This is a genomic window from Mycobacterium sp. MAC_080597_8934 (genome assembly GCF_000523975.1).
Lineage (GTDB): Bacteria > Actinomycetota > Actinomycetes > Mycobacteriales > Mycobacteriaceae > Mycobacterium > Mycobacterium avium.
In genome coordinates, this window is sequence record NZ_JAOS01000052.1 from 252,118 (window position 1) to 272,965 (window position 20,848).

Annotated in this window: 18 protein-coding genes and 1 pseudogene; 13 read left to right on the forward strand and 6 right to left on the reverse strand. The window is 68.8% G+C overall.

All coding sequences use genetic code 11. The features are described 5' to 3' along the window. Positions 1–2: 2 nt before the first annotated feature. The 11 genes from NF20_RS23445 (at position 3) to NF20_RS23495 (ending at position 11,934) form a co-directional block, all read left to right on the forward strand. The gene (locus NF20_RS23445; protein ID WP_033710405.1) at positions 3–1,307 is read left to right on the forward strand and encodes an MCE family protein; all 1,305 of its coding nucleotides are present in this window, start codon (positions 3–5) and stop codon (positions 1,305–1,307) included. Continuing rightward, positions 1,304–2,344, forward strand: a complete 1,041-nt coding sequence (locus NF20_RS23450; RefSeq protein ID WP_003874130.1) for a virulence factor Mce family protein — start codon at positions 1,304–1,306, stop codon at positions 2,342–2,344. The genes NF20_RS23445 and NF20_RS23450 overlap by 4 nt, the downstream gene beginning before the upstream one ends. Further along, positions 2,341–3,906: a virulence factor Mce family protein gene (locus NF20_RS23455; protein WP_011726387.1), complete on the forward strand. Its 1,566-nt coding sequence runs from the start codon at positions 2,341–2,343 to the stop codon at positions 3,904–3,906. Before NF20_RS23450 ends, NF20_RS23455 begins: the two co-directional genes overlap by 4 nt. Beyond that, complete coding sequence (locus NF20_RS23460) at positions 3,903–5,516, forward strand: virulence factor Mce family protein (RefSeq protein ID WP_011726386.1); 1,614 nt, start codon at positions 3,903–3,905, stop codon at positions 5,514–5,516. Before NF20_RS23455 ends, NF20_RS23460 begins: the two co-directional genes overlap by 4 nt. Positions 5,517–5,587: 71 nt before the next feature. After that, positions 5,588–6,748 carry a virulence factor Mce family protein gene (locus tag NF20_RS23465; RefSeq protein WP_003879093.1) on the forward strand — a complete coding sequence of 387 codons (1,161 nt, stop codon included), beginning with the start codon at positions 5,588–5,590 and terminating at the stop codon, positions 6,746–6,748. Then, on the forward strand, positions 6,742–8,292 hold the full coding sequence (locus NF20_RS23470; protein WP_003874126.1) for a virulence factor Mce family protein: 1,551 nt from the start codon (positions 6,742–6,744) through the stop codon (positions 8,290–8,292). Before NF20_RS23465 ends, NF20_RS23470 begins: the two co-directional genes overlap by 7 nt. Further along, positions 8,262–8,963 (forward strand): hypothetical protein, encoded by a 702-nt coding sequence (locus NF20_RS23475; protein WP_009979734.1) that lies wholly within the window; start codon positions 8,262–8,264, stop codon positions 8,961–8,963. Before NF20_RS23470 ends, NF20_RS23475 begins: the two co-directional genes overlap by 31 nt. Continuing rightward, on the forward strand, positions 8,960–9,931 hold the full coding sequence (locus NF20_RS23480; RefSeq protein ID WP_023880818.1) for an RDD family protein: 972 nt from the start codon (positions 8,960–8,962) through the stop codon (positions 9,929–9,931). The genes NF20_RS23475 and NF20_RS23480 overlap by 4 nt, the downstream gene beginning before the upstream one ends. After that, positions 9,928–10,482 (forward strand): hypothetical protein, encoded by a 555-nt coding sequence (locus tag NF20_RS23485; RefSeq protein ID WP_003874123.1) that lies wholly within the window; start codon positions 9,928–9,930, stop codon positions 10,480–10,482. Before NF20_RS23480 ends, NF20_RS23485 begins: the two co-directional genes overlap by 4 nt. Continuing rightward, a complete protein-coding gene (locus NF20_RS23490) occupies positions 10,449–11,204 on the forward strand; it encodes a hypothetical protein (RefSeq protein WP_009979731.1) in 756 nt (251 codons plus the stop codon). Before NF20_RS23485 ends, NF20_RS23490 begins: the two co-directional genes overlap by 34 nt. A 64-nt stretch (positions 11,205–11,268) precedes the next feature. After that, positions 11,269–11,934, forward strand: coding sequence for a YoaK family protein (locus NF20_RS23495; protein WP_023895756.1), 666 nt, complete (start codon positions 11,269–11,271; stop codon positions 11,932–11,934). On the opposite strand, the gene NF20_RS23500 is transcribed toward NF20_RS23495, so the two are convergent. The 4 genes from NF20_RS23500 to NF20_RS23515 all read right to left on the reverse strand — a co-directional run bounded on the left by NF20_RS23500 (position 11,927) and on the right by NF20_RS23515 (position 16,240). Beyond that, positions 11,927–13,036: a phosphodiester glycosidase family protein gene (locus NF20_RS23500; protein WP_085978618.1), complete on the reverse strand. Its 1,110-nt coding sequence runs from the start codon at positions 13,034–13,036 to the stop codon at positions 11,927–11,929. The genes NF20_RS23495 and NF20_RS23500 overlap by 8 nt on opposite strands. 79 nt (positions 13,037–13,115) lie before the next feature. Continuing rightward, positions 13,116–14,540: a YhgE/Pip domain-containing protein gene (locus NF20_RS23505; protein ID WP_011726379.1), complete on the reverse strand. Its 1,425-nt coding sequence runs from the start codon at positions 14,538–14,540 to the stop codon at positions 13,116–13,118. Between the two features lie 58 nt (positions 14,541–14,598). After that, positions 14,599–15,324, reverse strand: a complete 726-nt coding sequence (locus NF20_RS23510) for a pirin family protein (protein ID WP_011726378.1) — start codon at positions 15,322–15,324, stop codon at positions 14,599–14,601. A 25-nt stretch (positions 15,325–15,349) separates the two neighbouring features. Continuing rightward, complete coding sequence (locus NF20_RS23515) at positions 15,350–16,240, reverse strand: MarR family transcriptional regulator (RefSeq protein WP_011726377.1); 891 nt, start codon at positions 16,238–16,240, stop codon at positions 15,350–15,352. A 62-nt stretch (positions 16,241–16,302) separates the two neighbouring features. On the opposite strand from NF20_RS23515, the gene NF20_RS23520 reads away from it, so the two are divergent. Next, positions 16,303–17,436, forward strand: a complete 1,134-nt coding sequence (locus NF20_RS23520; RefSeq protein WP_009979723.1) for a dihydrodipicolinate reductase — start codon at positions 16,303–16,305, stop codon at positions 17,434–17,436. Here the strand turns inward: NF20_RS23520 and NF20_RS23525 are convergent. Together NF20_RS23525 and NF20_RS23530 are read right to left on the reverse strand one after the other, a co-directional pair. Next, positions 17,433–18,836 (reverse strand): alpha/beta hydrolase domain-containing protein, encoded by a 1,404-nt coding sequence (locus NF20_RS23525; protein ID WP_023860785.1) that lies wholly within the window; start codon positions 18,834–18,836, stop codon positions 17,433–17,435. The two genes, NF20_RS23520 and NF20_RS23525, sit on opposite strands and share 4 nt — an antisense overlap. After that, positions 18,833–19,979, reverse strand: a pseudogene (locus NF20_RS23530) (sigma-70 family RNA polymerase sigma factor). The gene NF20_RS23525 and the pseudogene NF20_RS23530 overlap by 4 nt, the downstream one beginning before the upstream one ends. Here NF20_RS23530 and NF20_RS23535 point away from each other — a divergent pair. Next, entirely contained in the window at positions 19,972–20,766 is a 795-nt protein-coding gene (locus NF20_RS23535) for an alpha/beta hydrolase (protein WP_232512185.1), read from the forward strand. The pseudogene NF20_RS23530 and the gene NF20_RS23535 sit on opposite strands and share 8 nt — an antisense overlap. Positions 20,767–20,848 lie beyond the last annotated feature (82 nt).

Genomic DNA, 20,848 nt, shown 5'->3' on the forward strand with positions numbered 1-20,848 from the left:
CCATGGCCCGACCCGTCCAGACCAACGCCCCGCGAACCCCGCCGTACAAGCTGGCCGGGCTGGCGATCCTGGTCGTCGGCGCCCTGGCCCTGGCGCTGATCTACGGCCAGTTCCGCGGCAACTTCACCCCCAAGACCAGCCTGACGATGCTGGCGTCGCGGGCCGGGTTGGTGATGGATCCCGGGTCGAAGGTGACCTACAACGGCGTCGAGATCGGCCGGGTGGGCACGATCTCGGAGACGGTGCGCGACGGAAAGCCGGCGGCGAAATTCACCTTGGAGGTGTATCCGCGGTATCTCAAGCTGATCCCGTCGAACGTGAACGCCGATATCAAGGCGACGACGGTGTTCGGCGGCAAGTACGTGTCGTTGACGACGCCGGCGCACCCGTCACCGCAGAAGATCACCCCGCACACCATCATCGACGCCCGCTCGGTCACCACCGAGATCAACACCCTGTTCCAGACGATCACCTCGATCGCGGAGAAGGTGGATCCGGTCAAGCTGAATTTGACGTTGAGCGCGGCCGCGCAGTCGTTGTCGGGTCTGGGCGAGAAGTTCGGCCAGTCGGTGGTCAATGCGAATGCGTTGCTCGATGACGTGAACCCACGAATGCCGCAGGCGCGCAAGGACGTTCAGGGGTTGGCGGCGCTGGGGGACACCTATGCGGACGCCTCGCCGGACCTGTTCGATTTTCTGAACAATGCGGTGATCACGTCGCGCACGATCAACGCCCAGCAGAAGGATCTGGACCAGGCGCTGTTGTCGGCGGCCGGATTCGGCAACACCGGCGCCGACCTGTTCAACAAGGGCGGGCCGTATCTGGCGCGCGGCGCCCAAGACCTGGTCCCCACCGCCCAACTGCTGGACACCTACAGCCCCGAGCTCTACTGCACCCTGCACAACTACCACGACATCGTGCCGATCACCGGTGCCTCCGAGGGCGGGTTCAACGGCTACTCACTGAACATGAACACCGAGGTCACCTCCGGGCTGGGGCTGCTCCTCAACCCCGTCGCGACCATTCCCGTGTTGGCCTCGCTGGTGGGCGGGATCGCCGGTCTGGTCGGCGGGGCGCCCAACCCCTACATCTATCCCGAGAACCTGCCCCGGGTGAACGCCCGCGGCGGGCCGGGAGGCGCGCCCGGATGCTGGCAGCCGATCACCCACGACCTGTGGCCGGCACCCGAGCTGGTGATGGACACCGGCAACAGCCTTGCGCCGTACAACCACCTGGACACCGGATCGCCGTACGCCAACGAGTACGTGTGGGGCCGCCAGGTAGGGGATAACACGATCAACCCATGAAAATCACCGGAACCCTTGTCAGACTCAGCATCTTCTCGGTGGTGCTGCTGATCTTCACCGTGATGATCATCGTGGTGTTCGGTCAGATGCGCTTCGACCGCACCAACGGGTACTCGGCGGAGTTCAGCAACATCAGCGGGCTGCGCGCCGGCCAGTTCGTCCGCGCCTCGGGGGTCGAGGTCGGCAAGGTCAGTTCGGTGCAGCTGGTCGACGGCGGCAAGCGGGCACGGGTGGAATTCAACGTCGACCGCTCGGTGCCGCTGTACCAGTCGACGACGGCGCAGATCCGCTACCTCGACCTGATCGGCAACCGGTACCTGGAGCTCAAGCGCGGTCAGGGCGAAGGCGCGGACAAGGTGCTGCCGCCCGGCGGGTTCATCCCGCTGTCGCGGACCCAGCCCGCGCTCGACCTCGACGCGCTGATCGGTGGTTTCAAGCCGCTGTTCCGGGCGCTGGACCCGCAGAAGGTCAACACCATCGCCACCGCGCTGGTCACCGTGTTCCAGGGCCAGGGCGGCACCATCAACGACATCCTCGACCAGACCGCGCAGCTGACCAGCCAGCTCGGCGAGCGCGACCAGGCGATCGGCGAGGTGATCAAGAACCTGAACACCGTGCTGGACACCACCGTCCGGCACCGCCAGCAGTTCGACCAGACGATCAACAACCTGGAGGTGTTGATCACCGGGCTCAAGGACCACGGCGACCAGCTGGCCGGCGGGACCGCGCACATCAGCAACGCCGCCGGCACCGTCGCCGACCTGCTCGCCGAGGACCGCTCACTGCTGCACAAGACGCTGAACTACCTCGACGCCGTGCAGCAGCCGCTGATCGACCAGCAGGACCAGCTGCAGGACTACCTCAAGAAGGTGCCGACCGCGCTGAACATGATCGGGCGCGCCATCGGGTCCTACGGGGACTTCGTGAACTTCTACGCCTGCGACATCACGCTCAAGATCAACGGCCTGCAGGCCGGTGGCCCGGTCCGCACGGTCCGGCTGTTCCAGCAGCCGACGGGTAGGTGCACACCGCAATGAGAACACTCGAACCCCCCAACCGGGTCCGCATCGGCCTGATGGGCATCGTGGTGACGGTGCTGGTGATCGGCGTCGGCCAGAGCTTCACCAGCGTCCCGATGCTGTTCGCCAAGCCCAGCTACTACGGCCAGTTCACCGACTCCGGCGGCATCAACACCGGCGACAAGGTGCGCATCGCCGGCATGGACGTCGGCAAGGTGGAGGGCCTCAAGATCGACGGCGACCACATCGTGGTGAAGTTCTCCATCGGCACCAACACCATCGGCACCGAGAGCCGGCTGGCGATCAAGACCGACACCATCCTCGGCAAGAAGATCCTCGACGTCGAGGCCCGCGGCAGCCAGCAGTTGCGACCCGGGTCGACGCTGCCGCTGGGCCAGAGCACCACGCCGTACCAGATTTACGACGCGTTCTTCGACGTCACCAAGGCCGCCCAGGGCTGGGACATCGAGACCGTCAAGCAGTCGCTGCACGTGCTGTCGCAGACCATCGACCAGACCTACCCGCACCTGAGCCCGGCGCTCGACGGGGTGGCCAAGTTCTCCGACACCATCGGCAAGCGCGACGAACAGGTCAAGCATCTGCTGGCCCAGGCCAACCAGGTGGCCAGCGTGCTGGGTGATCGCAGCGACCAGATCGACCGGTTGCTGGTCAACACCAAGACGCTGCTGGCCGCCTTCAACGAACGCGGGCAGGCCATCAACGCCCTGCTGGGCAACATCGCCGCGTTCTCCGAACAGGTCAAGGGCCTGATCAACGACAACCCCAACCTCAACCACGTGCTGGAGCAGCTGCGCACGGTCAGCGACATCCTGGTGCAGCGCAAGGACGACCTGGCCAACGGGTTGACCGAGGTCGGCAAGTTCCTGCCGTCGCTGAACGAGGCCATCGCGTCGGGCCCGTTCTTCAAGGTGGTCCTGCACAACCTTGCCCTGTACCAGATCTCGCAGCCGTGGGTGGACGCCGCGTTCAAGAAGCGCGGCATCGACCCGGAGGACTTCTGGCGCAGCGCCGGGTTGCCGGCCTACCGGTTCCCCGACCCCAACGGCACCCGGTTCCCCAACGGCGCGCCGCCGCCGGCGCCGCCGGTGCTCGAGGGCACCCCGGACCACCCGGGCCCGGCCGTGCCGCCGGGGTCGCCCTGCTCGTACACGCCGGCGGCCGACGGGCTGCCCCGCCCCGACAACCCGCTGCCCTGCGCGGGTGCGGTGACGGGCCCGTTCGGCGGGCCGGGCTTCCCGGCGCCGGTCGACGTGATGACGTCGCCGCCCAACCCCGCCGGCCTGCCGCCCACGCCCGGCATCCCGATCGCGGGCCGGCCCGGCGACGCGCCGCCGGACGTTCCGGGCACGCCGGTGCCGCTGCCGACGCAGGCGCCGCCGGGCGCCCGGACCGAGAACCTCGCACCGGCCGGACCGGTGCCGCCGCCGTCGACGTTCGCGCCGGGGCTGCCGCCGGGTCCGCCGGCACCCCCCGGGCCGGGCAACCAGTTGCCGGCGCCGTTCATCAACCCCGGCGGGACCGGAGGCAGCGGCGCAGCGGGGGGAGGTAGCCAGAATTGAGCACCATCTTTGACATCCGCAACATCCGGCTGCCGAAGCTGTCCCGGACGTCGGTGATTCTCGGGGCGTTGGTGATCGTGCTGGCGCTGGTCGTCGGCTACGTCGGTTGGCGGCTGTACGAGAAGCTGACCAACAACACCGTGGTGGCCTACTTCCCGGCCGCCAACGCCCTCTACCCGGGTGACAAGGTCCAGATCATGGGCCTGCGGGTGGGCGCGATCGACAAGATCGAGCCGTCCGGCGACAAGATGAAGGTCACCTTCCACTACCAGAACAAGTACCGGGTGCCGGCCAACGCGTCGGCAGTGATCCTCAACCCGACCCTGGTGGCGTCGCGGGCCATTCAGCTGGAGCCGCCGTACAAGGGCGGACCCGTGCTGGCCGACAACGCGGTGATCCCCGAGGAGCGCACCCAGGTGCCGGTGGAGTGGGACCAGCTGCGCAACAGCATCACCAACATCATCTCGAAGCTGGGTCCCACGGCCGAGCAGCCCAAGGGCCCGTTCGGTGAGGTCATCGAGTCGTTCGCGGACGGGCTGGCCGGCAAGGGCAAGCAGTTCAACACGACGCTGACCAACCTGTCGCGGGCGTTGACTGCGCTGAACGAGGGGCGCGGCGACTTCTTCGCGGTGGTGCGCAGCCTGGCGCTGTTCGTCAACGCGCTGCACCAGGACGACCAGCAGTTCGTCGCGCTCAACCAGAACCTGGCGGACTTCACCACCCGGCTGGCGCATTCCGACGGCGACCTGGCCAACGCGATCGAGCAGTTCGACAGCCTGCTGACCACGGTGCGCCCGTGGCTGGACAAGAACCGCGGGGTGCTGACCTACGACGTCAAGAACCTGGAGACGGCGACCAACGCGCTGCTGCAACCGGACCCGCTGAACGGGCTGGAGACCGCGCTGCACGTGCTGCCGACGGCCGCGGCCAACATCAACCAGATCTATCACCCGTCGCACGGGTCGGTGGTCGCCATTCCGTCGATCACCAACTTCGCCAACCCGATGCAGTTCATCTGCAGCGCGATCCAGGCCGGCAGCCGGTTGGGCTACCAGGAGTCGGCGGAACTGTGCGCGCAGTACCTGGCGCCGATCCTCGACGCGATCAAGTTCAACTACCCGCCGTTCGGGTTGAACCTGTTCTCCACCGCCGAGACGCTGCCCAAGGAAGTCGCCTACTCCGAGCCGCGGCTGCAGCCGCCCAACGGTTACAAGGACACCACCGTGCCGGGTATCTGGGTGCCGGACACCCCGACGTCGCACCGCAACACCCAGCCGGGCTGGATCGTCGCCCCGGGCATGCAGGGCCAGCAGGTCGGGCCGATCACCGCGGGCCTGATGACGCCCGACTCGCTGGAAGAGCTCATGGGAGGACCCAACATCGCCCCCGTCCAGTCGAATCTGCAGACCCCGCCGGGTCCGCCGAACGCCTACGACGAGAACCCGATCCTGCCGCCCATGGGTCTGAACGCCCCGGTGCCGATCCCGCCGCCACCGCCCGGGCCGGGCGTGGCCCCGGGCCCGGTGGCGCCGACGCCGGCGCCGGTGTCGGCCCCCGCACCCAACGCGGGCGGCCCGGCGGCCCCGGCTGACTTCGGAGGTGGCCAGTGAGGCGCGCGACGAGCGCCGGGGGCGCGAGGAGCAAGCCGAACCGTCGGCCCCTGAGGCGCGCGACGAGCGCCATGGGCGCGCTTCGGGTGATCCGGCGCCGGTCCTGGCAGGGGCTGACGCTGCTGGTGGCCGCGATGGTGCTGACGTCCTGTGGCTGGAAAGGCATTTCGAACGTCTCCATCCCGGGCGGTCCCGGCAGCGGGCCCAACTCCTACAACATCTACGTGCAGGTGCCCGACACCCTGGCCATCAACGGCAACAGCAAGGTGATGGTCGCCGACGTGTTCGTCGGCTCGATCAAGGCCATCCAGCTGAAGAACTGGATCGCCACGCTGACCCTGGGCATCAACAAGAACGTCAAGCTGCCCAAGAACGCCACCGCCAAGATCGGCCAGACCTCACTGCTGGGTTCTCAGCACGTCGAGCTCGCCGCGCCGCCCAACCCGTCGCCCGAGCTGCTCAAGGACGGCGACACCATTCCGCTGAAGAACTCGTCGTCCTACCCGACCACCGAGCAGACGCTGGCCAGCCTGTCGCTGATCCTGCGCGGCGGCGGCATCCCCAACCTGGAGGTGCTGCAGAACGAGGTCTACAACATCTTCAACGGGCGCGGCGAGGCGATCCGGGCGCTGCTGGGCAAGCTGGACACCTTCACCAACCAGCTCAACCAGCAGCGCGACGACATCACCCACGCCATCGACTCCACCAACCGGCTCCTCACCTACGTGGGTGGCCGCGCGGACGTGGTGGACCGGCTGCTCACCGACGTGCCGCCGCTGATCAAGCATTTCGCCGACACCAAGCAGCTGCTGATCAACGCCGTCGACTCGGTGGGACGGCTGAGCCAGGCCGCCGACCAGTACCTGTCGGAGGCGCGCGGGCCGCTGCACACCGACCTGCAGGCGCTGCAGTGCCCGCTCAAGGAGCTCGGCAAGGCCTCGCCGTACCTGATCGGCGCGCTGAAGCTGATCCTGACCCAGCCGTTCGACATCGACACCGTGCCGAAGATCTTCCGCGGCGACTACATCAATATCTCGCTGACGCTGGACCTGACCTACAGCGCCGTCGACAACGCGTTCCTCACCGGGACCGGGTTGTCGGGAGCCCTGCGGGCGCTGGAGCAGTCCTACGGCCGTGACCCCGAGACGATGATCCCGGACGTGCGCTACACGCCGAACCCGAACGACGCGCCGGGCGGCCCGCTGGTGGAAAGGGGGGACCGGAATTGCTGACTCCCTTCGTCCGACGCCAACTGGTCGCCTTCGGGATCCTGACCGTCATCTCGCTGCTCGTGCTCGGCATCTACTACCTGCAAATCCCGAGCCTGGTGGGGATCGGCCGGTACACGCTCAAGGCCGAGCTGCCGGCGTCGGGCGGCCTGTACCCGACGGCCAACGTCACCTATCGCGGCATCACCATCGGCAAGGTCACCGACGTCGAGCCCACCGAGCACGGCGCCGAGGCGACCATGAGCATCGACAGCCACTACAAGATCCCGATCGACGCGGTGGCCAACGTGCACTCGGTGTCGGCGGTCGGTGAGCAGTACCTGGACCTGGTGTCGAGCGGAAACCCCGGCAAGTACCTGTCGTCCGGGCAGACCATCACCAAGGGCACGGTGCCGGCCGAGATCGGGCCGGCCCTGGACACCGCGAACCGCGGGCTGGCGGTATTGCCCAAGGAGAAGATCGGCCAGTTGCTCGACGAGACGGCGCAGTCCGTCGGCGGGTTGGGCCCCAACCTGCAGCGGCTGGTCGACGCCACCCAGGCCATCGTCGGCGACTTCAAGAACCAGATCACCGACGTCAACGACATCATCGAGCACTCCGGGCCGGTGATCGACAGCCAGGTCAAATCCGGTGACGCCATCGAGCGCTGGGCGCGCAACCTGAACCGGCTGGGCGCCCAGTCCGCGCAGGAGGACTCGCACCTGAAAAGCCTGCTGCGCCAGGCGGCGCCGACGGCCGACCAGGTCAACGACGTCTTCAACGACGTGCGGGAATCGCTGCCGCAGACGCTGGCCAACCTCGAGGTGGTCATCGACCTGCTCAAGCGCTACCACACCGGTGTCGAGCAGGTGCTGGTGTTCCTGCCGCAGGGCGCATCGATCGCCCAGACGGTGGCCGCACCGTTCCCCAACATGGCCGCGCTGGACCTGGCGTTGTCGATCAACCAGCCGCCGCCGTGCCTGACCGGGTTCATCCCGGCCTCGGAGTGGCGCTCCCCGGCGGACACCAGCCTCCAGCCGCTGCCCACCGGCACCTACTGCAAGATCCCGATGGACACCCCGGCCAACAGCGTGCGCGGGTCGCGCAACATCCCGTGCACCGACATCCCGGGCAAACGCGCTGCCACCCCGCGGGAATGCCGCGACCCCAAGCCCTACGTGCCAGCCGGCACCAACCCCTGGTACGGCGACCCCAACCAGATCCTGACCTGCCCCGCACCGGCCGCGCGCTGCGACCAGCCGGTCAAGCCCGGCATGGTGATCCCGGCGCCGTCGGTGGACAACGGGTTGAACCCGGCGCCCTCGGACCGGGTGGCCGGCACACCCCCGCCGGTCAGCGACCCGTTGTCGCGGCCGGGGTCGGGTACGGTGCAGTGCAACGGCCAGCAGCCCAACCCGTGTGTCTACAAGCCCAGCGGGCCGCCCACCGCGGTCTACAGTCCCCAAAGCGGTGAACTGGTGGGGCCGGACGGGGTGAAATACTCCGTCGAGAACTCGACCAGAACAGGAGACGACGGATGGAAGGAGATGCTGGCGCCAGCCGGCTGAACCCCATCGACACGGACGACGATTCGTTGAGCCCCCAGGACAAGGACGAGGATTCGACGGCACCCGCAAGCACCGACGAGCAGACCGGTTCGCAGGGTGCTCCCGGGGTGGCGGGGGAATCCGCACCCGATGACGCCGACGACGCCGTGCCCGTTGCGGCCGTTCCGCGCGGCCCCTCCCGGCTGGGGCGCGGGTGGCTGGCCGCCATCGCCGCGGTGCTGGTGCTGTGCGCCGCCGGCATCGGCGCGGGCGGCTACCTGGCGCTGCGCTACCACCACGAAAGCCAGGTGATCGCCCGCAACAACGCCGCCGCGCTGAAGGCGGCGGTGGACTGCGTCGAGGCCACCCAGGCGCCGGACACCAACGCCATGACCGCCAGCGAGCAGAAGATCATCGACTGCGGCACAGACGCTTACCGCTCGCAGGCGCTGCTGTACACCAGCATGCTGGTGCAGGCGTACCAGTCCGCGAACATTCACGTCCAGGTGTCCGACGTGCGGGCCGCGGTCGAGCGCAACAACCCCGACGGTTCGATCGACATCCTGGTCGCGCTGCGGGTCAAGGTGGCCAGCGACCAGTCGCAGAACGAATCCGGCTACCGGCTGCGGGTGAAAATGGCCCTCGCCGAAGGGCAGTACAAGATCTCCAAGCTCGACCAGGTGACGAAGTGACGGTGCTGGTCGAACAGACCGCGACCATGGGCACGCCGGAACCAGTGCGAGAAGCCTTGGCGCCCTGGCACTCTCGCGTCGGCGCCTTCGCCATCGACGTGGCACCGGGCGCCGCCGTCATCGCCACCATGGCGCTGGTGTCCTTCACGGTGCCGGCCCGCGGCGTGTGGTGGTGGGTGGGCGTCTGCGTGCTGGGCGTCGTCACGCTGCTGGCACTGGTCAACCGGCTGCTGCTGCCGGTGATCACCGGGTGGAGCCTGGGCCGCGCACTGGCCGGCATCGCGGTGACCCGCCGCACGGGCGCGGCCCCGGGGCCGTGGCGGCTGCTGCTGCGCGACCTGGCGCACCTGCTCGACACCGCGTCGATCGTGGGATGGCTTTGGCCGCTGTGGGATTCACGCCGCCGCACGTTCGCCGACATGCTGGCTGGCACCGAAGTGCGGCGCTTGGCGCCGGAGCAGGTGCCGCCGCACATCACCCGCTGGGCCGCGGCCGCGGTGCTGGGCGCGGCGGCGGTGTGCCTGGGCGGTGCCGCGATGAGTTACGGCGTGGTGTACTCCGCGGATCGGGCCTCCGATCAGACCCGCGCGCAGATCGCCACCCAGGGGCCGAAAATCGTGGCCCAGATGCTGACGTACGACCCGAAGTCGCTGCACGACGACTTCGCCCGGGCCCAGTCGCTGGCCACCGACAAGTATCGGCGCCAGCTCCAGACCCAGCAGGACGTGGTGCAGAAGGGCAACCCGGTGATCAACGAATATTGGGTGACCAATAGCTCGATCGAGTCCGCGAGCCGCGACCGTGCGACCATGTTGCTGTTCATGCAAGGCCGCCGCGGCGCCGCACCCGAGGTGCGCTACATCAGCGCCACCGTGCGGGTGAGCTTCGCCAAGGTTGGCGAAAACACCTGGCGGGTCGACGATCTCACCGTCCTGACCAAGCCGAAACCGCCGGGCGGGGCGAAATGAGTCCGCGCCGCAAGTTCGCGCCCGGCGAGCGGCCACTGCTCGTCGCGCGCCCGGTCCGGCCGCCGCGAGGATGGCTGCTGCCGCTCGCCGGCACGGCCGCCGCGCTGCTCATGGTCACGGCGGTCACGCTCTGCGCGCTGATGCTGGTCTCGCACGAATCCCGGGAGCGGGCGGCCTCGAAGGATCGCGAGGTGCTCAGCTACGTCAGCGGCTTCATGACCCAATTCACCTCCATCGATCCCTTTCACGCCAACGATTACGTGAATCGGATCCTGGCCCAGGCGACCGGCGACTTCGCCAAGCAATACGAGAAGAACGCCAACGAGATCCTGCTCCAGGTCGCCCGGGCCGAGCCGGCCACCGGCACCGTCCTGGACGCCGGACTGGAACGGTGGAACGACGACGGCAGCGCCAATGTCATGGTGGCCACGGCAATCACCACCAAGTCGCCGGATGAGAAACAGGTGTTGGAGAACACCAACCGTTGGGCGGCAACCGCCACGCAGGAAGGGAACCAGTGGAAGATCAGCAGCCTGCAGCAGGTGATCTGACCGCCGAGGAGAACCCGGCCGCCGACCAGAATGAGGCGACGGTTGCGGCAGCGGGCGACGATCGGGAAAACGGTGACGCGGCAACGGAATCCGAGGCGGCCAAGACCTCGGACGCCGCACCGGCCGACGGCGCCGAGGACAGCCACTCCGCCGAGACCGTCGAGACCGCCGGTGCCGCGCCGGCCGCCGGTCGCCGCACCAAGCGGCTGGCGGGGAAGGCCTGGGCCGTCGCCGCCATGGTCGCCGCGCTGCTCTTCGTCGGCTCGGCCGGGTTCGCCGGCGCGATGGTGCAGCCCTACCTGGCCGACCGCGCCGTCGCCGCGACGAAACTGAAGGTGGCGCGGACCGCGGCCAACGCGATCACCACGCTGTGGACTTACACGCCGGAAAACATGGACACCCTGGCCGATCGCGCATCCGCCTACCTCAGCGGCGATTTCGAAGCGCAGTACCGCAAATTCGTCGACGCCATCGTGGCACCGAACAAACAGGCCAAGATCACCAACCACACCGACGTCACCGGCGCGGCCGTCGAATCGCTCGACGACACCAACGCGGTGGTCATCGTCTACACCAACACCACATCCACCAGTCCGCTGACCAAGAACGTGCCGTCGCTGAAATACCTGTCCTACCGGTTGTTCATGAAGCGCGCCAAGAGCCGCTGGCTGGTCACCAGGATGACGACCATCACCTCGCTGGACCTGACCCCGAAGGTCTGACCCGGCGCACCGAAACAGGCTGCAGCCCATGGCCGTTACCTCCCCGGTATCGAAACGGTGGACGGTGGCGGCGCTGCTGTTGCTGACCTTCGCGACCGGACTGGCCGACGCGATCAGCATCCTGGTGCTCGGTCACGTCTTCGTCGCCAACATGACCGGAAACGTGATCTTCCTGGGGTTCTGGCTGGCGCCGCGGACCAGCATTGACCTGACCGCGGTCGTGGTGGCGCTGCCCACCTTCGCCTGCACCACCATCCTCAGCGGCAGGCTGGCACGGCATTTCGGCGAGCGGGTCCGGGCGTGGATCAGCACGGTGCTGGCGACCGAGATCGTGTTACTGGTGGGACTGTCGGTGCCGGCGGGGTCGGGAATCCTGAGCTACCAACAGGATTCGAAGCTCCTGATGATCGGCATCCTCGCCGTGACGTTCGGTCTGCAGCACTCCAGTGCGCGGCAGTTCGGGATCCAGGAGTTGTCCACCACGGTGTTGACGTCGACGATCGTCAGCCTCGGCCTGGACAGTCGCCTGGCCGGCGGTACCGGCGAACGGCAGCGGCTGCGGATCGGCGTCGTCGCCACGATGTGCGCCGGCGCGTTCCTGGGCGCGACGATGTCCCGGTATGTGGTCGCGCCGGTGTTCGTGGTCGCGGCGGCGGTGATCGCCGCCAGCCTGCTGATCTTCCGGTTCGGCCCGCCCGCGGCCAAACCCTCTGCAGCGGAAGCTAATTGAAGGCAAGCCAGCTAGGCAGCGCCCGCTCATGCGAGTCGCAGAGCACCTGGCGGGTGTCGCACGATCCCCGCGGCGAGCCGGCGCCGGCCCACATCCCGCCGGTGTCGCGGCGCAGCACGATCGCCGACGAGCCCCCGCCGTCGAGCAGCACGGCGTTGTCGCTGCCCAGGCCGCGGAACAGGTCCTGCATGTTGTCCGGGGTGTAGCTGCCGCCCTCGAAGATGTACATCTCGTCCTTCTGCCGGGCGTAGCCGATCGCGGTGCGCGCCGCGCTCGGCCCGCCGTCGTGCAGCTGCCCGGTGTTGCCGGGTGCCAGCAGGCCGATGCCGGACACTGCGACGAACTTCTCGTTCTTGTTCAGCAGGTCGGCGACGACGGGAGTGGCGGCGTCGTAGTCGCTTTTGGTCTTGGGCCACACCACATATGGCGCCCCGCCGGACGGAAGGATCATCGTGGTCAGCGCGCTCCAGCTCTCCCCGCCGCCGGACAGGCCCTGCTTGCCGGGGTAGGCGACGGTGCCGGTGACCGCCTGGTTGGCCCGGCCGCGGCCGTTGGTGTTGTCCACGAAGGCGCCCAGCGGCGAGCTGCAGCCGGTCTGGCGCCAGGAGCCGCCCTTCTGCGGGCGCACGTCGAAGAAGTTGGCGTTGATCGCGATCGTCGGCTGGCCCATCCGCTGCCACGCCTGCAGCGGGGCGTAGAGCTCGGAGGCCTGCCACAGCCCCTCGGCGGTGCGCGCGCCGGGGTTGTTCTCGCAGCGGGCCTGGTCGCCCTGGTGGGTGTCGACCAGCAGGTGCGGCGAAAGCCGTCCGGCCGCGTTCTTGATGATCATCAGGTGCCCGCCGTTGTTCATCTCATACCAGCTGCCGCCGGCGTTGAGCATCGGCGCCGGATGGCCGGGGCCGAAGTTGTAGACCAGGTAGGAGCCGCGGGTGCTGCTGATCGCGTTGGCCAGCAGGTCGCGGCCGTCAGCGGCCCGGGCCAGCGGCTGCCCGGAGGTGACGGCCAGGGTGAGGCAGGCGGACAGGGCGGTGCAGCACGCCGCCAGCCGGCGGAAGCTGGCGCGTCGGGTCAGCACGATAGCCCTTTCGGCCATGAAGTGAATGCAACGTACACATCATCCGCCCCACAAGTCTCACTGTCAACATAAGTAACGGGTCGGTGACGTTCCGGGCACGTCCGAATTACGTTTGCGCGCTTGGGCTTTCGGGTTCGTCGGGGCTCTCCGGCTCGGCCGGGGTCTCCGGCTCGACGGGGCTGTCCGGCGGCTGAGTGGACTTGCCGCGCCGGGCCTGGTGTTGGGCCTGGTGGTCCTGGGCGATCGCGAATCCGACCGCGCCCGGAATGCGGTGAAAGCCCTTGCGGTCGTAGAGATGTGTGACGATGCCGCCCAGCAGTAGCCCGATGACCAGGCCGGCCGACGTCATGGTGAGCGCCTGGCTCAGGCCGGCGTCGCCGCGGCCGCCGAAGTACAGCAGCGAGCGGGTGCCCAGGAAAACCTGGTGCATGGGCTCGAATTCGGCCAGCCAGCGGAACAACGGCGGCGTCGCCTCCAGCGGCACCGTGGCGCCGGCGGACGGCAACCCGAAGATCACGAACACCAGCATGCTGACCAACATGCCGGCCGTCCCCAGCACCGACAGCAGCGAACTGGACGTGATACCCACTGCGGCGATGGCGAATACGCCGTAGGCCCACAGTTCCCAGCTCAGGTCGATGGGCATGCCGAGCCCGTTGGCGATCGCCAGATACACCGCCGACGTGAGCAGCCCGAGCAGCACCATCATCGCCCACTTCAACAGCAACGTCTGGAATCTGGAGATGCGGACCTGCTCGGCGAAGCGGTACACGGGGCCGAATTCGGCCGGCACGTAACCCAATAGGGCGTCGACCAGGGTGCTCACCACGATGCTGCCGGTGAAGCCGGCCAGCAACAGCAGCAGCGCGTAATAGAAGGCCGACAACCCGTTGCCGGTGCCGTTGGGCAGCGGGTTGTAAACGACCGACTGGATCTCGATCGGCGAGCTGAGGCCGGCCTGGGTCGCCCCGGGCAGCGGCGTGCCGCCGGTCTGCGCCGTCACCTCGGCCATAACCCGTTGCGCGGCTATCCCGTTCGCCGTCCCCATCGCCGAGTTGAGGGTCTGCCCAGCGATGCTGGCGCCCAGCGTGCCGGCCCGCGGATTGGTGGAGACGGTGATCGACGGTTTGTCGGGGCGGGCGGGCGACACCGCGCTGGTGGCGAAGTCGCGCAGCTTCGAGGAGAAGCTGGGCGGTATCAGCAGCGAGCCGTACACCCGTCCGGTGTCCAGTTGATGTTTGGCCTCGTCGCGCGAGAGCACCCGGATGTCGAACTTGTTCCGGTCCAATCCGGTGGCCAGCCGGTCGACGATTTGCGCGCCGCCGGGGCCCGCGTCCTCGTTGACCACCGCGATGGGGAAATGACGCAGATTGGTCGTCGGGTTCAAGATGCCGCCCAGATACAGCGCGCACAACGCGGACATCAGCGCCAACGTGATAACCAGGGGAGCCGCCCAGAACCGAACGGTGCGGACCGCCTTGATGTTCCGGTTGGGGTTGGGCGCCGCGTGCTGCGGGTGCGATCTGGCCATGCCGACTCCTGTCTGTCGTGCCCACTCTATGGGCTCGCGTCGCCGGCCCTCTATGACCTCAGCCGCCCAGTCGGGCGTGCATCTCCCAGATCAGCAGTTCCGACGGCTCGAGTCCGGTGACGCGGCGGCCGTCGGTGTCGGTGAACCGCACCGCGTCGCCCGGGTGCAGTTCCCCGACATCCTCGATGTCGGCCCGGCCCCGGGCGAGGAAAACGTGCAGGTAGGGCGCCGCCGGAAGGTCAACGGCGGCGGCCGCCGGCAGCCGGGCGCCGTGCAGTGCGGCGTTGCGGTTGTGCAGGCTGATCGCCGCGTCGTGGCCCCGTATGCCCGAGGCGATCGTCACCAGGCCGCCGCCCAGCGCGGTGTCGTCGATCTCGTGCTGCTGGTAGCTCGGGTCGATCCCGGCTTCGTCGGGGATCACCCACATCTGCACGAAATGGACCGGGAGGCTGGGGGAGTCGTTGCGCTCCGAGTGCAGAATGCCGCGGCCCGCCGACATGCGTTGCGCCAGACCGGGATAGACCACCCCACGATTGCCGGTCGAGTCCTGATGCGCCAGCGCACCGGCCAGCACCCACGTCACGATCTCCATGTCCCGATGCGGGTGGGTGTCGAATCCCGTTCCCGGGGAGACGATGTCGTCGTTGTTGACCAGCAGCAGCCCGAAGTGGGTGTTGTCCGGGTCGTAGTGGTCGCCGAACGAGAACGAGTGCCGCGATGTCAGCCACGGTGTGGTGGTGACGGCCCGGGTCGCCGCCCGCCGAATCTCGAAGCCGGCTGACATGTCCCCAGACTAGTCGCCGCCCGGCTCAGCGAACCGGGGCGGTGAGCAGCCGCCGGGCCTGTTCCAGCGCGTCGTCGAGTTCGGGCAGGGTCAAACCGGCCGAGTGACCGAGGTGGATCTCGATCTGGTATTCCGGCTGGCCGTCGTGGCCGAAGATCGGAAGCACCACGAATTCCGTTGTGGGCAACTCTGTTTCGAGGACATCGGTGACGGAGCGCAGGGTCACCATGGTCATCAGCGTGGTGAGCCGCCGGGCGACCTGGGCCGTCGGCTCCAGCGATGCCAGCGCCTCGGCCAGCCGATTGTGCAGGGAGCGGTGCGTGTCGTCGAACCGCCACGCGCCGTAGCCGCGGGCCCGGATGTCGGCGAGCACCCGTTGGTGCTGGGCGATCTCGGTGCGCGTGAGCCGGGGCGTCACGCGACGCAGCCAGGCCTGGACGGCATCGTCGTCGCGCCAGGCCATCGCCACCAGACCGAAGGGCGGGTCGATGGGGAAGCGCTGTCCGACGGCGTGTTCGCCGTCGGTGCCGTGGCCGACGCTGTCGACGGTGGTCAGGTGCCGGGCGCCGATCTTCGACATGGAGCAGCCCGCGCCGAGCCGCTCGTGCAGCAAGCGCAGCGCGTCGCGCCCGCGATCCAGCAGCGGGAACTGCTCGCGCAGCCCGTGCACCAGCCCGAACAGGCCGCTGCCCAGCACGTAGCGGCGATCGTCGCGCCGCGTCACCCAGGCCCGCCGTTCCAGCTCGGCCAGCACCAGCGCGCAGGTCGAACTGCTGATCGCGCAGCCCTTGGCCAGCTCGGCCGACGTCAGGCCGCCGGGTGAATCGGCCACGGCCGCAAGCACATCCATTACCCGCGCGGTCGGCGGCGATTTCACGCCCGACCTGCGCGGGGTCTCACCGATTGACTTGGCCACCGTCGCCTTCCTACTATCCGTCCAAAATACCGCAGCAGACGTCCTAATAGTAGGAGAAGAGCGTGTACAAGGTGGGAGTGTGGGGCCCGGGTTCGATGGGCGTGATCGCCCTGCGCGGGGTGATCGACCACCCGCAGCTGGAGCTGGTCGACCTGGTGGTGCACAGCGACGCCAAGGCCGGCCGGGATGCCGGAGAGCTGTGCGGCGTCGCGCCGGTCGGCGTGGTGGCCACCCAGGACCCGGCGGCGATGCTCGCCGGCGACGCCGACGCCGTGGTATACGCCGCCGGCGCCAACCTGCGGCCGCTGGAGGCCGTCGAGGACATGGTGTCGATCCTGCGGGCCGGAAAGAACGTGGTGTCGTGCTCGGTGGTGCCGCTCGTCTTTCCCGACGCCGTCGACAGCGCCTTCACCGAGCCGCTGCGGGCGGCCGCGCTCGAGGGGCAGGTGTCCTTCTTCACCACCGGCATCGACTCCGGATTCGCCAATGACGTTCTGCCACTGGTACTTACCGGCGTGTCGAGGGTGATCGAATCGGTGCGGGTCACCGAGATGTTCAACTACGCGACCTATCCGGACGCCTCCGCCGTCTACGAGATCCTCGGGTTCGGGCAGCCGCCGGACCACCCGGCATTCGCGGCCCAGCCGGGCATCTTCACCTTCGGCTGGGGTCCCGTGCTGCACCAGCTGGCCGCCGGACTGGGCGTCGAGATCGACCACATCGAGGAGAGCAACGAGCGCATTCCGGCGCCCGAATCCTTCGACACGCCAACCGGTCACATCGCGGCGGGGACCATCGCCGCGATGCGCTCGACGCTGACCGGCTACGTCGGCGCGAAGCCGACGTTCGTGCTCGATCACGTGACCCGCATGCGTGACGACCTGGCGCCGGATTGGCCCCAGCCGCGGATTGCTATCGCGCCCAAGGACCTGGGCTACGGGCTGGCGTCGGGCCGCGGTCTGTACCGGGTGGAGATCGAGGGTTCGCCCAGCATGCGCTGCGAATTCGAGATGGCCGAGGATCACGACCACGATCTGGGAGCCCGGATTGCCGGGTCGTCGCGGATGGTCAACGCCATCCCGGCGGTGTGCGCGGCGCCGCCCGGCCTGCTGTCGGCGCTGGACCTGCCGCTGATCACCGGGGCCGGGCTGGTGCGCCCGGTGCCGGGGCCACCGCCGGACAGCCGGCTGTTCTAACCCGGAAACGTCGCGGCGGCGAGCCGCAGTATCTCGGCGCGGTCGGCGGGCAGGATGAACCCGGCGCCGATCGCCGCGTCCAGCGCGACGGTGAAGCGCTCCAGATATTCGGTCCGCCCACCGGGATACATCCGCTCGAGGGTGGCGGCGTCGAACGGTTCGCCGGAGCCGAAGATCGCCGACATGACGCTCTCCTGACCGCCCAGCCCCGAGGTTCGGGCGATCGGGACGTCCACCCACGGGGTGCGGAGGCCGCCGCGGGCCAGCCCGTTGCCGTCCAGAACCGGTTGCGGCGCAGGGCCTTCCCGCACCTGCAACGGCTCGGCTCCCGGCGCCGGCTGGCCGGCGGTGACCCAGGTGTTCAGGGCCGCCAGCGCTGCCTGCACCACGTAGTGGTGCTGCGGGCCGAAGTTGATGTAGTGCGGCAACTGCTGGCCCATCAGCATGTTGGTCGGCGCGTAGCCGGAAACGATGTCCTCGAGTGGCGCCGAGCCGCTGTCGATGAAAGCCACCTGAATCGTGTAGTTGTCGGCGTGCGCGGCCCCGGCGATCTCCCAGACCCGCAGCCTGGGGTTGTCGGGCTGGCGGGCGAAGTAGTAGCCCTCGCGCGGACCGCCGAACACGTCGGTCTCGGTGATCAACGTCAGCACCGGGACGCGCAGCTCCGGCCGGAATGTCACCGCTTGCGGCTCAGTCGATTCGGTGAAGATCGAGGTCCCGTCGAGCGGGGCGGCAGGCCCGAACCGGGAATGAACCAGGAAGCCGTCGAAGACGCCGGCCATCGGATCGACGGCGTTGATGTAGGTGGTGAGGAACATCGCCGACTGGGACTCGCCCAGCGCGATCACGTGTCGGGCCGGCAGGCCGCGCAGCATCGCCGTGTGCCCGCCGGTTTTCAGCAGCCCGCCGATCTGGGTGAAAATGTCGTAGCTGAACGCGTCGCCCGGGTGGTGCAGCGCCGCATATCGTTGCGGGTCCTGGCTTTTCAGCGACATGTCCGCGCCGAGCAGGCTCTCGCCGCCCTCGACGCCCACCCGCTGGGCCGACACCGCGACGTACGCGTAACCGGCGCGGAGGATCTCGCGGTGTGCCATCATCCAGACCGCGGCGGCATCGATGCCGCCGCTCACGTTGAGCCATTCCACCAGCACGGTCCCGTTGAAGCGGGCCGGGTCGGCGGGCGTCAGCACCACGACCCGAGTGGTGAAATCGGCGGCGCCGCAACGGGTTACCTCCCAGCACCCGTCGGCGCCCAGCTCGCCCGTCGGGCCGTAACGGGACGCCGTCGCGGACACGAAGAACTCCTCGGCGACGTATCCGACCGTCGCAAGGTCATAGGCGCTCAGCAACAGCCGCGGGTTGCCGGGTACCGGCGTGACCCCGACGGTGGAACTCGTCATGCGCGCACACCTTCCTGCCGGGGACCCAGCGCGGCGGGCAGCCCGAACTTGGCGAACAGGCTGTCGTCGAGGAAGGCCACCACATGCGAAACCCTGTCCCCGCGCACATCCAGCACGTGCAGCTGGAAGGGCAGATGGACGTTGCCGGCCCGCATGTACATGGCCGCCGCCGGTTGGCCGTTGGCGATCAGCGGCAGCAGGCGCATGTCGCCGGCGCCCTCGGCCGGGCATTGCTGATGGATCAGGGTGACGATGGTCCGCGCGCCCTGATACCACCCGGTGTACGGCGGCATTTCCCAGATCGCCTCCGCGGTGAACAACTCGACCAGGCGGTCGATGTCGTAGCTTTCGAACGCGGCGATGTAGCGCGCCAACAAGTCTTGGGTCTCGGCCGAATCGGGCTGCGCCAGTTGGTCATCGGCGCTGGGCCCGACGGCGTCCAGCTGGGCGCGGGCGCGTTGCAGCAGGCTGTTGACGGCGGCCGTGGTGGTGCCGATCGCCTCGGCGACCTCGGCGGCGCGCCACCCCAGCACGTCGCGCAGCAGCAACACCGCCCGTTGCCGCGGCGAAAGGTATTGCAGCGCGGCCACGAACGCCAACCGCACCGATTCGCGCGAGCCGACGATCACCGACGGGTCGGCCGGGTCGTCGGTCAGCGCCGGCAGCGGTTCCAGCCAGGGCACCTCGCGACGCTCGACCAGCTCGGCGGTAGGGTCCGCGCTGGGGGCGCCCAGTCCCACCGGCAGCGGCCGGCGCTGCCGGCCTTCCAACGCGCTCAGGCAGGTGTTGGTGGCGATGCGATGCAGCCAGGTCCGCACCGAGGACTTGCCCTCGAAGCGGTCGTAGGCCTTCCAGGCCCGCAGCAGCGTCTCCTGCACCAGATCCTCGGCGTCGTGCAGGGATCCCGTCATCCGATAGCAGTGGGCCAGCAGTTCACGCCGGTACGGTTCGGCGTGCGCGGTGAAATCGGCGCCCACCACCGAGTCACCTTCAGGGGTTTGCGCGAGCAGGCTCACCCGCATGAGCGTACGCAGTGTCTGCAAGCGCGGCGCGGACCCGCAGCCATTACGCTGCCGGTAATGATGAGGGACCCGCAGTGAACCGGACCGAACGTAGTTTCGACGGCGTCGGCGGTGTGCGCATCGTCTATGACGTCTGGACGCCGGAGGTCGCGCCGCGCGCGGTGCTGGTGCTGTCCCACGGCTTCGGCGAGCATGCGCGCCGCTATGACCACGTCGCCAGGCGCTTCGGTGCGGCCGGCCTGGTCACCTACGCGCTGGACCATCGCGGGCACGGCCGTTCCGGCGGTAAGCGGGTGCTGGTGCGCGACATCCATGAATACACCACCGACTTCGACACCCTGGTCGGCATCGCCACCCGGGAGCATCACGGCCTCAAGTGCATCGTGGTCGGGCACAGCATGGGCGGCGGGATCGTGTTCGCCTACGGCGTCGAGCGCCCCGACAACTACGACCTGATGGTGCTGTCCGGTCCCGCGGTGGCGGCCCAGGACCAGGTGTCGCCGCTGCTGGCGCTGGCCGCCAAGGTGCTTGGCGTGATCGTGCCCGGGCTGCCCGCGCAGGAACTCGACGCCGACGCCGTCTCCCGGGACCCCGAGGTGGTGGCCGCCTACCGCAACGATCCGCTGGTGTACCACGGCAAGGTCCCGGCCGGCGTGGGCCGCGCGTTGTTGCAGGTGGGTGAGACGATGCCGCAGCGGGCCCCGGCGCTGACGGCGCCGCTGCTGGTGGTGCACGGCTCGGACGACCGGTTGATCCCGGTCGCCGGCAGCCGGCGCCTGGTCGAATGCGTGGGCTCGGCCGACGTCGAGTTGAAGGTCTACCCGGGGCTCTACCACGAGGTGTTCAACGAGCCCGAGCGCGAGCAGGTGCTCGACGATGTGGTCGGCTGGATCACCGCTCGGCTGTGAGGCCGCCCGTGTCGGACCCCTCCCGTAAGTTGGCGCGTATGACTTCCGCTGGCGATGAGGAGGAGCGGCGCGGGTGATTTCC

Excerpts from the sequence above, each read along its gene's own strand:
- NF20_RS23445 (WP_033710405.1), top strand. The coding sequence starts at position 3 with ATGGCCCGACCCGTCCAGACCAACGCCCCGCGAACCCCGCCGTACAAG.
- NF20_RS23450 (WP_003874130.1), top strand. The coding sequence starts at position 1,304 with ATGAAAATCACCGGAACCCTTGTCAGACTCAGCATCTTCTCGGTGGTG.
- NF20_RS23455 (WP_011726387.1), top strand. The coding sequence starts at position 2,341 with ATGAGAACACTCGAACCCCCCAACCGGGTCCGCATCGGCCTGATGGGC.
- NF20_RS23465 (WP_003879093.1), top strand. The coding sequence starts at position 5,588 with ATGGGCGCGCTTCGGGTGATCCGGCGCCGGTCCTGGCAGGGGCTGACG.
- NF20_RS23475 (WP_009979734.1), top strand. The coding sequence starts at position 8,262 with ATGGAAGGAGATGCTGGCGCCAGCCGGCTGAACCCCATCGACACGGAC.
- NF20_RS23485 (WP_003874123.1), top strand. The coding sequence starts at position 9,928 with ATGAGTCCGCGCCGCAAGTTCGCGCCCGGCGAGCGGCCACTGCTCGTC.
- NF20_RS23505 (WP_011726379.1), bottom strand. The coding sequence starts at position 14,540 with ATGGCCAGATCGCACCCGCAGCACGCGGCGCCCAACCCCAACCGGAAC.
- NF20_RS23510 (WP_011726378.1), bottom strand. The coding sequence starts at position 15,324 with ATGTCAGCCGGCTTCGAGATTCGGCGGGCGGCGACCCGGGCCGTCACC.
- NF20_RS23525 (WP_023860785.1), bottom strand. The coding sequence starts at position 18,836 with ATGACGAGTTCCACCGTCGGGGTCACGCCGGTACCCGGCAACCCGCGG.